We start from the raw sequence: 12420 nt of genomic DNA, 5'->3' as shown, positions 1-12420 counted from the left end.
CAGCGGCAACACTTACTCCGGGTTTGCCTACGGCCGTGGCCCCCGGAGTCGGTCCAGTTCCCGACGCGGGCGCATTATCCGTTCTCAGCAGTTCCAGGGAGTTTGCTATGGGGTACAATCCGCATGTTCTGGTAATAGGTGGAGGCCCTGCCGGTTCGACCACGGCAGCCCTGCTCGCGCGAGCTGGCATTCGCGTAACCCTTCTGGAAAAGGAGAGCTTCCCGCGGTATCACATCGGAGAGTCCCTTCTTGCGTCGTGCTTGTCGACACTGCGCCTTTCCGGCGCCTATGACGAGGTCGCCGCGCACGGTTTCCAGGTGAAGCGGGGCGGAGTCTTTCTGTGGCAGAACGATACCTGGCTATTGGACTGGTCCAGGCTCGTGGACGCGGACGCTTGGTCATGGCAGGTCGACCGCGCGGCATTCGACGACATCCTGCTGCGCAACGCGGCAAAACAGGGCGCCGAGGTAATCGAGCAGGCCACTGTGACAAACGTCCTGTTCGACGGCGACCGCCCGACAGCCGTCGAATGGACCGGGCCCGATGACGACCAGACCCGCACAACCGAATTCGATTTTCTCGTCGACGCCTCCGGTCGAGCGGGTTTGCTGGCCAAGCGGCACTTCGATATGCGCAAGCAGCACAAGGCATTCCGAAACACCGCGATCTGGTCCTACTGGACCGGCGCCCGCCTGCATCCGGACAGCCCGGAAGGCGCGATCAACGTCGTATCCACCCCCGAGGGTGGCTGGATCTGGCACATACCTTTGTCGGACGGCCGTTTCAGCGTGGGCTATGTGATTTCCAAGCGCCAGTTCGTTGAGAAGCGGCGTGAACACGAATCACTGGAGTCGTACTACCTCGATGTCATCGGAGGTAGTGCCCAGCTCAGCGAGTTGCTCGAGGGAGCCCAGCAGGTCGACAGCGTCCGGGCGGAGCAAGACTACTCCTACGTCGCCGATCGCTTCTGCGGTCCGGGTTACGCCATTGTCGGTGACGCGGCGTGCTTCCTCGATCCGTTGTTGTCCACCGGCGTGCATTTGGCGACCTACGGAGCGCTGACCGCATCCGCGGCCATTGCGACCACCTTGCGGGGGGAAATGAGCGAATCCGAGGCACTCGGATTCTTCGACTACACCTATCGCCGGGCGTACTGGCGCTTCCTGATCCTGGTTTCGCGAATGTACGAGCAGTACGTCGGGTCCGAAGAATATTTCACACATGCCAGCAGCCTCACCGAGGCGCACGATGGCGACACCCCGCAGGAGTCGTTCACCAGGATCATCGCCGGACTCACCGATGTCGACGAGTCGGCGGGAGAACAGCAACGCACCGATACCGACACCATCGTCACCGAGGCCGAACATCTCGACGACGAGGCAGCCGCGGTGAACATCAAATACATGGGCCATTTGGATATGTCTCCGGTGTGGAATATCTGGCGCGATCCGCTCGGGGCCGACACCGTCATGGGTGAGGTGCGTATCACGACCGAACCGGTACTCGGATTGACCAGCAAACCCCGCACCGCCGCGGAGCAGGAGGCCATAGCTCGCCCATTCACTCCACCGAAGGACACCGACGTCACCCCGGTTTAGTCCCGGCTCTCGACACGGATCTCCAGTGAGAATCGCTGCGCGGAGCCGACGATTGTGACGATCATTCGATCCCTCCCCGACCCACCGGGCGATGCAACGGCCGGTGGTTCGGGCTTCCGGACCAACAGGGCCGAGATCGGACGGTTCGGCCATCCGCTCACCAGGATGCTGCTGGCCAGCGACGGCTCCACGATGCCGGTCCTCGAGGCGATACTCAGGACGGACCTCCAGGTTCATGTGCTCCGTCAAGAGGCTATGGCGGCCAGTAGGCTGCCCACCACCGTCACCGATGCATTGCAGGTGTCCGGGACCGACCGCGTCATCGTCCGCCGCTCGCGCCTGATCGACTCCGACATGGTGGCCGTATCCGCCAACCATGTCGTGATCGTCCCTGGGCCCGCGGCTGCCTACGGAGTTGGCGATGTCCGCACGCCGATCGGTTACGCCCTGATTTCTCGTGGAATACCCCAGCGGCGTCACCTACTACGGGCGGGCTTGACGAGATGGCCGGACGGCCGCCTCTGTGCAGCGAAGGCATACGCCATCGTGACGGCCGATCGGCCGCTCTGCTACATACGAGAATCGTTCAACCCCAACGTGATCCCACCCGACCACTCCTACACCACCGACAGCGATCTGCGGTGGGCCGACGAGCCGGAACGCGTGGAATCCGAACCTACCGACCTCCGGCAGCGCGACTAGGGGGTGTCCTCAAAGTTGCTGCGGCGGATCTGCTTTGTGGCCGGTGGTGTTCTGTTTTGATGTCGCGTTGTGGTGCGCAGGCATGAGTTGACTGATGAGCAGTGGCAGGTCGTGGCGGGGTTGCTGCCGGTGTCGGGGGCCAGGGGCCGCCCCAGGGTGGATGACCGGCGGGTGGTCAACGGCATGTTGTACAAGGCCAAGACCGGGATCGCTTGGCGGGACCTGCCGCAGCGGTACGGGCCGTGGAAGACCGTCTACAACCGGTTCTGGCGGTGGTCGCGCAACGGGACCTTGGCGCTGCTGGTGGCGCGGGTTCGGGTGGTCGCCGAAGCGGTCGCCGAGCTGGATCGGGAGGTGTCGGTGGACTCGACGATCGTGCGCGCGCATCAGCACGCCGCCGGTGCCCGCCGCGGTCGGGTGGTCCATACCGGCGGAGACCGGGTTCTACCCCGAGGCAGGCGACGAGCCCGCTGACCACGCGATCGGCCGTTCCCGTGGTGGACCGACGACGAAGATCCACCTGGCCTGTGACGGGCTGGGGCGGCCGTTGTCGGTCGTGCTGACCGGCGGCAACATCAACGACTGCACCGTGTTCACTCGAGTGCTGGCCGGTATCCGTATGCCACGCCCCGGGCGGGGCCGGCCGTGGACACGGCCACGTCGGGTGCTGGCCGACAAGGGCTACTCTTCACGAGCGATCCGGGAGCATCTGCGCAGACGCGGGATCGCTGCGACGATTCCCGAACGTGCCGATCAGCAGGCCCACCGCCGTCGTCGCGGCCCGGCTGGTGGTCGCCCGCCGAGTTTCGACCCGGTCGCTTACCGGCGCCGCAACGTGGTCGAGCGTTGCTTCAACCGGCTCAAGCAATATCGGGCCATCGCCACCCGATACGACAAAACCGCAACCTCTTACCGCGGCATGCTCGACCTGGCCACCCTGCTCATATGGCTTTGAGGACACTTCCTAGCGGCTCACTCCGGCTCTGCCACAGGGCTCCCCTGGCCCGGCAGAGTCGATCCTCGGCGCAACGTGGTCAGCGCGCGAGTCGCCCGGTGCTGGACGGCAGGTAGCGGAAGGCTGTAGTAGCTTCGAACCCGTCAACGACAAGAGGACTGATGAATCAAGGTACCGCCGTGGTGTTTTCATGGTTCTGACCCAGCACAGCGCTCAGCGCCGTCGCGGTCTGCCGTGGGCTACTCGAAACAGTACCGGTCGGCCGCCGACACACCGGCGTACGAACAGTCGCCTACGACGGAACCCTGGAGCGGTCTGGTGGGGCACGGCGCCAGACCTGGCACCCGGCACACTCTGACCTTCCTCGTTACACCTCATCGAGGCACGAGTCCGCGCTCATCGATCACTCTCGTCGAAATCCTGTCCATCATCTGGAGTCACGTCTTTGACCACACCACAGTTCCCGACATCCGCACCGCATACCGCATCGACCGGAACGTGCCCCGTCCAGCACGGCTCCGCCGGCAGCGATGACCGCCGAGTTCCGCTGTATACCCCGCAGTTCGTCGCCGACCCGCATCGCGCTTACCGCCAGATGCGTCGTCAGTACGGTTCGCTCGTTCCCGTCGAGCTGGCACCGGGTGTGCCCGCGACGTTGGTGATCGCGTATCGGACGGCGGTGCGGATCCTCAACGACCCGGATCACTTTCCCGCTGATCCACGAACCTGGCAGAAAACCATTCCGGACAACTCTCCGGTCCGGCCGATGATGGAGTGGTACCCGGCAGCGCGATACAACACCGGAGACGCGCATATCCGCTATCGGCAGGCATCCGTCTCGAGCATCGACGGGATCGACACCCACGGGCTGCGTCCCACTGTCGAGAAACTCGCCATCCCGCTGATCAACACCTTCTGCGAGGCCGGTTCCGCCGACCTGGTGTCCCAATACGCTTTTCCCCTCGTCCTCGGGATCCTCAACGACATGGTCGGCTGCCCCACCGAGATCGGGCAGCGGGTCGCGACCGGCATGGCCGCGCGCTTCGATACGGTCAACCCCGCCCAGGGCATGAAGATGGTCAAAGAGGCCCTGATGGAGCTGATACAGCTCAAACGGCGCCAGCCCGGCGACGACGCCACCTCGCGGCTGGCACATCATCCGGCCGACCTCAACGACGTGGAGATCTTCGCCCAACTGATGAGCTTCTACGGCGCGGGCTTCGAAGCGCAGCGCAACCTGATCACCAACACCCTGCTGCTGATGATCACCGACGACCGGTTCCGCTTCGGCGACGTCCTCGGCCGAAACCTGTCCACCACCGACGCCCTCGACGAGGTCCTGTTCAACGACCCGCCGATGGCGAACTTCTGCACCACCTACCCGCGGCAGCCGATCATGATCGACGATGTCTGGCTGCCGGCAGACCAGCCGGTCGTCATCAGTCTCGCCGCGTGCAACAACGACCCCGACATCCACGGGACCGACGAGCCCGGCAGCAGCCGCATCGGCAATCGCTCGCATCTGGCATGGAGTACCGGCCCGCACGCCTGCCCTGCTAAATCCATCGCCTACCCGACTGTCCAGAACGCTATCGACCAACTGCTCGACGCCCTCCCCGAAATGGAACTCGCGGTGCCTGCCGACCAGCTGGTCTGGCGGCCGGGTCCGTTCCACCGCGCGATGACGGCAATGCCGGTCGTTTTCCCGAAGTCCCCGCCGCTGACCTATGTGTAGGAAGTGTCGAACCGCATGGTTGGCATGGAGTGCGCGCTCGAGCACCCGTACAAGAGTGCGTCAAGGCCAGGTGGGGCGTGGTGAGTGAGTCACATTCGCATCTGTTCGACGACAAGTTCGGCGAGTTCCAGCGGTGGCAAGTTAGTCCGTGGGGTCGGCTGCGGTATACAACCGCAGCCGTCAACCTGACCGCCCATCTACCCGCTGGCGCGCTGGAGATCCTCGACGCGGGCGGCGGCAACGGCCTCGACGCGCTCGAACTCGCCGCCCAGGGACATCACGTCACGATCGCCGACACCTCCGACCGGTCCCTCGCCGAAGCACGCGCCGCGGCCAAGCACCGTGGCTTGGAAGATCATGTCACCACCCGGCGCACACGACCTGGACACCCTCGGTCACGCGTTCTCTGCGGCACCGGGACGGCCCCGGTGCCGGACCGATGAGTAGAACCGGGCAGGCTCACGTAGAGTCAGCCCAGACCTGCGGCACGGCCTGCGCGACGGGATAGATCGGTGAATGCGTCACGCAGTCGATCCGGGCCGACGACCTCGATCTCGGTGCCGAAGCGCGCTACTGTCGCCGCGAGCGCGGGCCAGGACCAGGAACCGAGCAGCAGCCTGGTTCGGGCAGGGCCGAGTTCCTCGACGACACCGTCGCCGGCGAACGGGGCCACCTGTGCGATGGGGAGGTCGAGGACAACCTCGCCGCGGCATGGCCAGGTATTCGCACTGTCGGAGCCTTTGAACCGCGCGGACAAGAACGCGGCGATATCGCCGCCGGGCACCGGCCGGGGCGCGAACCGCGGCCCGTTGGGCACCCGAAGTGTCATCCGGTCGACGCGGTAGACCCGCCACTCCCCACGTTCTGAGGCCCATCCGATGAGGTACCAGCGCAGACTGCGGACCACCAGGTGGTGTGGTTGGATTCGGCGGGGGGCCCGCGGACCGGTGTCATCCGGCTGTGTCGGTGACCGGTAGTCGAACCGCACCTCCTCTCGGGAGCGGACAGCGGCACTCAACGCGAGCAGCACCTGGGTGTCGACCCGGGGAGCGGCCGCGGGCCCGGCCGATTCGCCCACCGTGATCTCGAGGGCATCGACGCGCTGCCGCAAGCGGGAAGGCAGCAGCTGGCGTACGGTCGCCAGCGCTCGTGCGGCTGCCTCTTCGATGCCCGCGCCGGTCGCGGCCGCGTTGCGCAACGCCACGGCGAGCGCGACCGCTTGCTCGTCGTCGAACAATAGCGGCGGCAGTTCGCTGCCCGCCGCGAGACGGTAACCACCGTCGGGCCCCTTGACCGCCCGGACGGGGTAACCGATCTCGCGCAAGCGATCGACATCGCGACGCACCGTACGTTCACTGACGCCCAGCCTCTCGGCCAGCAGACTGCCCGGCCAATCGCGGCGGACCTGGAGCAAAGACAGCAGCGAGAGCAGGCGGCGGGAGGTCACCGTCGAGGAGGCGGTCGGCATGTGGCCAGACTGCCATGAATAGCGGACGTTCCCTGGCCGGTACTGGTGACAACGTTGCTCTCGTCGCCGGAAGTCGCCGGTGACGGAATCCCTTGCGAAGGACGGATCACCATGTCGGTAAACGCTGTTGCCCACCTGAACTTCCACGGGCTGGCCCGTGCTGCTCTGGAGTTCTACCAGTCGGTGTTCGGCGGGCAGACCACTCTCGCCACTTATGCGGACTTCGGGATGCCCACCGACTCGCCCGACGCAGGCAAAGTGGTCTTCGGCCAGGTCGTCGCCGACAACGGCTTCCGGGTCATGGCCTACGACGTGCCCGGCGAGCACGCTCCAACCGCCCTCGGCGTGCCCGCCACCCGCCGCGAGAACGGCACCACCATCACCGAGGAGCCGTTCTTCCTGTCCGTTCGCGGCGAGACCGTCGAGGAGGTCGGCGCACTGTGGGAACGCCTTGCGGACGGCGCCACGGTTATCGAGGAGTTCGGCCCGGCCCAGTGGGCACCCGCCTTCGGGATGCTGCGCGATCGCTTCGGTATCACCTGGATCCTCGACGTCACGGCTGAGTACGCGCAGGCCTGACTCCCCCTCACCGACTTCTCCGCGGTGCGACCGAATCCGGTCGCACCGTGCCCCTCATCCCGTTGTGAAGAGAGTGCCCTGTGATGGCCAGCGAATTTCTCACCTCGACGGAAATGAAGTGTTCGGCGGCCGCCGGATGACGTTCGAACACAGGTGTATCGAATGAAACGCCGACAGCGGCACGGTCACCACAGAATGCGGCCGGATGCGCAGGATCAATTCGACCCAGGCGTTCTTCCGCGCCCGCACCACCTCCGATCACCGGAGGCCAGCTGTGGACCCCTGCGCGCTTTCGTGCGTATCGCGGTGGACAAAGGGTAGGCGGTATAAGCACCTACTTCGACGAATGGAGGCGTCATGAGGGACGTCGACGACAATGTTTCCGCAGGCCGCGGCCACCCGGTCCGAATTCCACGTAGCCGGGGAGCCCTCGGCGGGCTCGCGGTGCTGCTCCTGGGCGTCTGGGGTGCGCTGATCCCGTTCCTCGGCCCCTACTTCGATTTCGCGTTCACTCCGGACGAGCCATGGGTGTGGACGTCGGCGCGAGGGTGGCTCCAAGTACTGCCTGGCGTCGCCGCGATCATCGGCGGATTGCTCATGTTGGTAAGCCGCAACCGTATCGTGGCGAGTTTCGGCGGGTGGCTGGCAGTGGCGGCGGGCGTGTGGTTCGTGATCGGGCCCGTCCTTGCTGAGCCGCTGCGCATCGGGGATGTCGGTGACCCTGTCGCCACCTCCGACCTGAAGCGCGCCGTACTCCAACTGACCTATTTCCACGGTCTCGGTGCGCTGATCCTGTTCTTCGCGGCGACCTCACTCGGCCGATTGTCGGTGCGTAGCGCCCGCGATATCGCCTTCACGCGACGCGAAGCCGATGCTAGAGCCGCCGCCGTAACAGACAGTCAGCGCCGCATAGCCGACGCGCCAGGACTCGAGAAACCCGGGCCGATGCCGCAGCGGGGTCGTGGCCGAACAAGCCCAGGTTAGACGGCGGCTGAACAAACCCGTCCCGGGCGCAACAGGTCCTCGCTCTGCTCGCTCACGGGGTGCCTGCGCGCACCGACGAGTTCCCGCGCTTCCGGCAGTCATAACCGTCATGACAGCTTTCGCTCTCATCCACGGTGCCGGCGGGAGCGCTTTCGACTGGCATCTGCTCGAAGCAGAACTCCGCAACCGCGGGCACGACGCGGTCGCGGTGGATCTGCCGATGTCCGACCCCCAGGCCGGGCTCTGGGACTACGCCGACGCCGTCGTCCAGGTAACCGGCGGACGCCGGCCTCTCGTGGTGGTGGCCCACTCCTGGGGCGGTTTCGTCGGTCCCCTGGTCGGCGTGCGCGCCGGAGCCGCCGCGCTTGTGCTGGTGACCGCCATGATTCCGAGCCCGGGCGAGATGCCGGACGCCTGGTGGGAACGCAGCGGCAAACCATCGTCCGGCAGCGATGACGACTACGAGCTCTACTTTCACGATGTCCCTCGCGAACTGGCCCAGCGGGTCCTGACCCACGACGGCGCGCTCGCGGAGAAGATCAGCATGGACCGAGCGGGGCGAGAGCCATGGCCGTTGTCCGCCTGGCCGGACATTCCGACGAGATACCTGCTCTGCCGCGACGACCGTTTCTTCACCCCCGACTTCGCGCGCCGCCACGTGAAGGAGCGGCTGGGCATCACCCCGGACGAGATGCCCGGTAGCCACATGGTGATGTTGTCGCGCCCGGACGAGCTGGCCGACTATCTGGTGCAGGTTCTTCCAGTGCCTCGTAATCGGCGCTCGTCGCACACCCGCAGAGAGGATATGTGAAGCCACGCACCGCATCAGACGAAGTCTCGAGGACTCCGTCGCTGCCAGTTCTGGGAGTACACCCGCTTGCGAACCGTCCGGGGGTCGGCCTGCGGATATTCGAGTTCGTACGCGTCGAGCTGGGCGTCGAGCACGAATTCTTCAGGGGTGCAACGTAATACGGTATGGGTGGTGACTTCGGTGCGCCAATCGTCGCGCTCCAGCCTGCGTAGCGTGCGGGTCTCGCCCCGGACCGAGGTGACGTCGTTGCCACGGAAGCTGAACCATTCGGTAGTGGCGCGACGCACGATGGTGCCGGTGTCGTCGAGCGAGATGGTGCCCTGGTCGTTCTCGATCTCGAGGGTCGATACACCGCTCGCCAGATCCCGTTCGACCTTCCAGTGGTGTTTACCGGGTTCGATATGCGTGGCGGGCGCCTCGGGCGCGGCTTCGGGCGGATCGAACGGGCGCAGCCGGTCATCGTCCTCGCGGGGCGGCGGCCGGTGCGGCAAGGTCAACGCGCTGCGACCGGTCGTAATGGTCAGCAGGTCATGTCAACCGCCTGCGATGGTTTCCCGTTCGGCCGACAGGTCGCGTCGCGGTGTTCGGGAGGCTGCGCGAGGCCGCTGTCCGCGCATCGGGCGAGAACCGGCGAAGGCAGGCAGATGCTGTCGGCAATTCAGGCACCACTGTGAAGTGGGGATGGTCTGCAGCAGGTGGATCGGGATCTCGGCGTGGCAGCCGCGGCAGCGACCGTAACGGCCTGTGGCGATGAGCGTAAGGGTTTCATCGATATCGGCCAAAGCTTGTCGTGCAGCCGCGGCCAATTCGGTAGTGACCTCATGCCTGGCCGTATCAGCCGCGTTGGTGGGCGTGGCGGCGCGGTCGATTTCGGCTTCGAGTTCGGCCAGCTGCTGCAGGCGGAAGCGGCGTTGCTGGTTCAGTGCGGCTCGTAGTGCGGGTAGGTGGTCGGTAAGGCGTGCGGGTGAGACGGGGTGTGCACGGGTCATCCTGATCTCCAGGGTTGGTGGTTGGAATGGTTCGAGATGCGGTCAGGTGAGAAGGGATGGGCCGCCCTGCCAGCGGCCCCTGTACGACCACCTCCATGCCATCCGAATAATCGCCGACAAGGCCAGGATCGTTTACGTGGAACAGCCGCGCTTGTCCGTCTGAGACAATCCTGGCTGTGCTACTTGTCCGATTTCCCCACTCGTTTACTCGGGCGTTTCGCCAGTACACCAGCAGGTAAGTGCGACAGCCCGTGGATTGCGGTCGACTCGATCAGTGCACAGGCGTGGTCGCGATGGTCGCGGTGCGGGTGCCGGGGACAGTGCGGGTCAGGGCGATGGCGATGCGCCGTTCGGGTTCGTCGGCGAACCGGCCGGAGATGCTGGCGTCGCCTCCGTGGACGGTGACATGCCACCGTCGTGCGCCGGTGTATTGATCGAGGAGGTTCTGTGCACCGGCCGTGAGTGCGTCGTCGGGGGTGAGCATGATTCGCAACGCGTCGCCACGGCTGAACATACCGACCACGCGGCCGTCGGCATCGATGACGGGCAGACTGCGCAGTCCGCGCGTGACAAGCCTGCTCATGACCTCGGCCAGTGCCGCGGTGGCGGGGACCGAGACCGCTGGTGTGGTCATGACTTCATCGACCGTGTCGTCGAGTTCACCGGCCCGCAGGAGGTCACCGCTGGTGAGTACCCCGGTGAGGCGATCGTCTTGGTCGAGAACGGGCAGCGCCGCGTAGCCCAGTTCGGCGAGCAGCAGCGCCGCCTCGCATGCGGTGTTGTCGTGCCGGACGGTGATGATGGGTCTTTGCATGACCTCGCATACCTGCGTGTTCCTCACTTCGGTTCCGCTCCGTTCAACTAACTAGGTACCGGATCGACGCAAGAGGGCAGATCCTTCGCTGGCCTGTCCTTGTCTCACTGCTCCTACCTGCGATTTCTGGGCAACTCCATGATGACGTGACTGTCGCGGCGATCGGTTGAGCGGATTCGACAATCGAGGCGTCGGGATTTGTGGCGATGGCACAGCCCGGTCAGTCGTTGTCGGTGACGGCGAGCTCGATCATCATGGCGAGTCGTTTGCGGGGGTCGTCCAAGTCGAGATTGGTCACCTCTGCCATCTTGCGCAGCCGGTTACGGACGGTGTTCTCGTGCACCCCGAGGTGCGCGCCCGCCTCGGTGGGGTCGCCCTGCGCCTGCAACCACGCGCGCAGCGTTGGCACATACTGGGTGGAGTTCGTGCTGTCATGGCGCCGCAACTCCGACACCGGCCCCCGTGCGGGGGTCCGTCCAGAAAGCCCTGCGGTGCGCAGCCGTTGGAGCAGAATTTCGTCCCACGACTCGTCATAGGCAGGAGGTGTCGCAGCCGCAGAGTGGGTCTCGTGCAGCGCCAGGCATTCGTCGGCCTCTTGACGCGCCGACGCCAACTCCGTGGCGCGGGCGACACCGCTGATTCCGGCCGACACCGTCATCTGCGCCGGCAGTGCAACCTGCAGCTCGCTTATCCAGTGGCGTACCGTGTCCGCCTGGTCGGCGGGCAGCACGGTGTAGATGGTGTCGCCGACCAGGGCGCTGCGGCTGGACCGGGACCAGCCGAATCCGGTTGTCGCTCGCTCGAAGATCAACAGCAGCGCGGCGTGCTGTTCCTCCGCGATCCGAGCCCGCAGCGCGATCACCCGCAAACCCTCCGGCGCCAACCCCAGCCTGCTGGCCACTGTCGTCGCGTCCGCGTCGCCCTCCAGCAAACGGATCACGAGGTCGGATTCCACCTGACGTTCCAGGTCCGCGCTGGCCCGCGACCGCAACAGGTGCAGGGCCACCGTCCGCGCGCCGTCGGCCAAGGCCCTGCGTCGAGCCCCGTGCAACGGTGCCGGGCACGACACCCAGACCGACCCCAGCAGTTGCCGTCCCACACGCACGGCCACGACCATCCGCCCCGTCACCCCACGCTCTGCCTGCGCGGGGACGAACAACGGTTCCTCCGAGGTCGCCAAATGTACGAAGACACCGCGCGCATCGAACACCGACCGTAACCACGACGGCATCTCCCGGCCCAGAATCGTCTCTACCCGTGCCGGGTCGAGGTGCTGCTGCGGCCTGGAATATGCCAGCACCCGAGACAGGCGATCCTCGATCGTGACCGCACCTCCGACGGCGTCGGCGAGACTGTCGGCCAAGGCGAACAAATCGGTCGGGCCGCGACCGGCCTCGGTCTCGCGTCCTTCCAGCACCAACCCGTAGACCACCGCAGCCACCTCGCTCCAGTCCACCGCAGGGTCGACCACCATCACCGCCACACCGTTGATCTCCGGCTCGGCCTCGGCCTCCTCACCCCCACGGATGAGCGCGACAACAGCCCGCGCCGACACTGCCCAGGCCACCACCTCCGACATCGAGCGGGCTCCGATGCCCAACAGCACATCGCCGATTTCCGTGGGGTCGTGATCGGCGCCGTGGATCACCACGCTGCGCAATGGGGTGGACCGGGGAACCGAACCCAATCGCAGGCGAATTCCATAACCACCCAGTATGTTGGCCAACCGGTCCAATGTCACCATGAGCCGCTCCGATGCGGAACCGCGGGCGCAGCGCGATCGAG

Annotated in this window: 11 protein-coding genes and 2 pseudogenes; 8 read left to right on the top strand and 5 right to left on the bottom strand. The window is 65.8% G+C overall.

Annotated features, from left to right (window positions below; translation table 11 throughout):
* Positions 1-107: 107 nt before the first annotated feature.
* From K8O92_24785 to K8O92_24765, 5 genes and pseudogenes are all read left to right on the top strand, one after another.
* Complete coding sequence (locus tag K8O92_24785; GenBank protein ID UAK31045.1) at positions 108-1598, top strand: FAD-dependent oxidoreductase; 1491 nt, start codon at positions 108-110, stop codon at positions 1596-1598.
* 54 nt (positions 1599-1652) lie between these two features.
* On the top strand, positions 1653-2300 hold the full coding sequence (locus K8O92_24780; GenBank protein UAK31044.1) for a hypothetical protein: 648 nt from the start codon (positions 1653-1655) through the stop codon (positions 2298-2300).
* 72 nt (positions 2301-2372) lie between these two features.
* Positions 2373-3255: pseudogene (locus tag K8O92_24775) on the top strand (IS5 family transposase).
* A gap of 445 nt (positions 3256-3700) precedes the next feature.
* The gene (locus K8O92_24770) at positions 3701-4990 is read left to right on the top strand and encodes a cytochrome P450 (GenBank protein UAK31043.1); all 1290 of its coding nucleotides are present in this window, start codon (positions 3701-3703) and stop codon (positions 4988-4990) included.
* 80 nt (positions 4991-5070) lie between these two features.
* Complete coding sequence (locus K8O92_24765; GenBank protein UAK31042.1) at positions 5071-5433, top strand: methyltransferase domain-containing protein; 363 nt, start codon at positions 5071-5073, stop codon at positions 5431-5433.
* Positions 5434-5459: 26 nt separating this feature from the next.
* Here K8O92_24765 and K8O92_24760 read toward each other — a convergent pair whose 3' ends face one another.
* Complete coding sequence (locus tag K8O92_24760) at positions 5460-6458, bottom strand: WYL domain-containing protein (GenBank protein UAK31041.1); 999 nt, start codon at positions 6456-6458, stop codon at positions 5460-5462.
* A gap of 111 nt (positions 6459-6569) precedes the next feature.
* Here K8O92_24760 and K8O92_24755 point away from each other — a divergent pair, with 111 nt between their 5' ends.
* The 3 genes from K8O92_24755 (at position 6570) to K8O92_24745 (ending at position 8832) form a co-directional block, all read left to right on the top strand.
* A complete protein-coding gene (locus K8O92_24755) occupies positions 6570-7037 on the top strand; it encodes a VOC family protein (GenBank protein ID UAK31040.1) in 468 nt (155 codons plus the stop codon).
* A gap of 357 nt (positions 7038-7394) precedes the next feature.
* Entirely contained in the window at positions 7395-8021 is a 627-nt protein-coding gene (locus K8O92_24750) for a hypothetical protein (protein UAK31039.1), read from the top strand.
* A 109-nt stretch (positions 8022-8130) separates the two neighbouring features.
* Positions 8131-8832 carry an alpha/beta hydrolase gene (locus K8O92_24745; protein ID UAK31038.1) on the top strand — a complete coding sequence of 234 codons (702 nt, stop codon included), beginning with the start codon at positions 8131-8133 and terminating at the stop codon, positions 8830-8832.
* A 14-nt stretch (positions 8833-8846) separates the two neighbouring features.
* Here the strand turns inward: K8O92_24745 and K8O92_24740 are convergent.
* The 4 genes and pseudogenes from K8O92_24740 to K8O92_24725 all read right to left on the bottom strand — a co-directional run bounded on the left by K8O92_24740 (position 8847) and on the right by K8O92_24725 (position 12379).
* Positions 8847-9359 (bottom strand): annotated as a pseudogene (locus tag K8O92_24740) (peptidase S15).
* 6 nt (positions 9360-9365) lie between these two features.
* Complete coding sequence (locus K8O92_24735; protein ID UAK31037.1) at positions 9366-9821, bottom strand: hypothetical protein; 456 nt, start codon at positions 9819-9821, stop codon at positions 9366-9368.
* Between the two features lie 271 nt (positions 9822-10092).
* A complete protein-coding gene (locus K8O92_24730; protein ID UAK31036.1) occupies positions 10093-10635 on the bottom strand; it encodes a CBS domain-containing protein in 543 nt (180 codons plus the stop codon).
* Between the two features lie 220 nt (positions 10636-10855).
* Positions 10856-12379: a helix-turn-helix domain-containing protein gene (locus K8O92_24725; GenBank protein UAK31035.1), complete on the bottom strand. Its 1524-nt coding sequence runs from the start codon at positions 12377-12379 to the stop codon at positions 10856-10858.
* Between the last annotated feature and the right edge of the window lie 41 nt (positions 12380-12420).

The organism is Nocardia asteroides (assembly GCA_019930625.1).
Lineage (GTDB): Bacteria > Actinomycetota > Actinomycetes > Mycobacteriales > Mycobacteriaceae > Nocardia > Nocardia sputi.
This window is presented reverse-complemented; position numbering and strand designations above follow the sequence as displayed.

Excerpts from the sequence above, each read along its gene's own strand:
- K8O92_24735 (UAK31037.1), bottom strand. The coding sequence starts at position 9,821 with ATGACCCGTGCACACCCCGTCTCACCCGCACGCCTTACCGACCACCTA.
- K8O92_24730 (UAK31036.1), bottom strand. The coding sequence starts at position 10,635 with ATGCAAAGACCCATCATCACCGTCCGGCACGACAACACCGCATGCGAG.
- K8O92_24725 (UAK31035.1), bottom strand. The coding sequence starts at position 12,379 with ATGGTGACATTGGACCGGTTGGCCAACATACTGGGTGGTTATGGAATT.
- K8O92_24755 (UAK31040.1), top strand. The coding sequence starts at position 6,570 with ATGTCGGTAAACGCTGTTGCCCACCTGAACTTCCACGGGCTGGCCCGT.
- K8O92_24785 (UAK31045.1), top strand. The coding sequence starts at position 108 with ATGGGGTACAATCCGCATGTTCTGGTAATAGGTGGAGGCCCTGCCGGT.
- K8O92_24745 (UAK31038.1), top strand. The coding sequence starts at position 8,131 with ATGACAGCTTTCGCTCTCATCCACGGTGCCGGCGGGAGCGCTTTCGAC.
- K8O92_24760 (UAK31041.1), bottom strand. The coding sequence starts at position 6,458 with ATGCCGACCGCCTCCTCGACGGTGACCTCCCGCCGCCTGCTCTCGCTG.
- K8O92_24750 (UAK31039.1), top strand. The coding sequence starts at position 7,395 with ATGAGGGACGTCGACGACAATGTTTCCGCAGGCCGCGGCCACCCGGTC.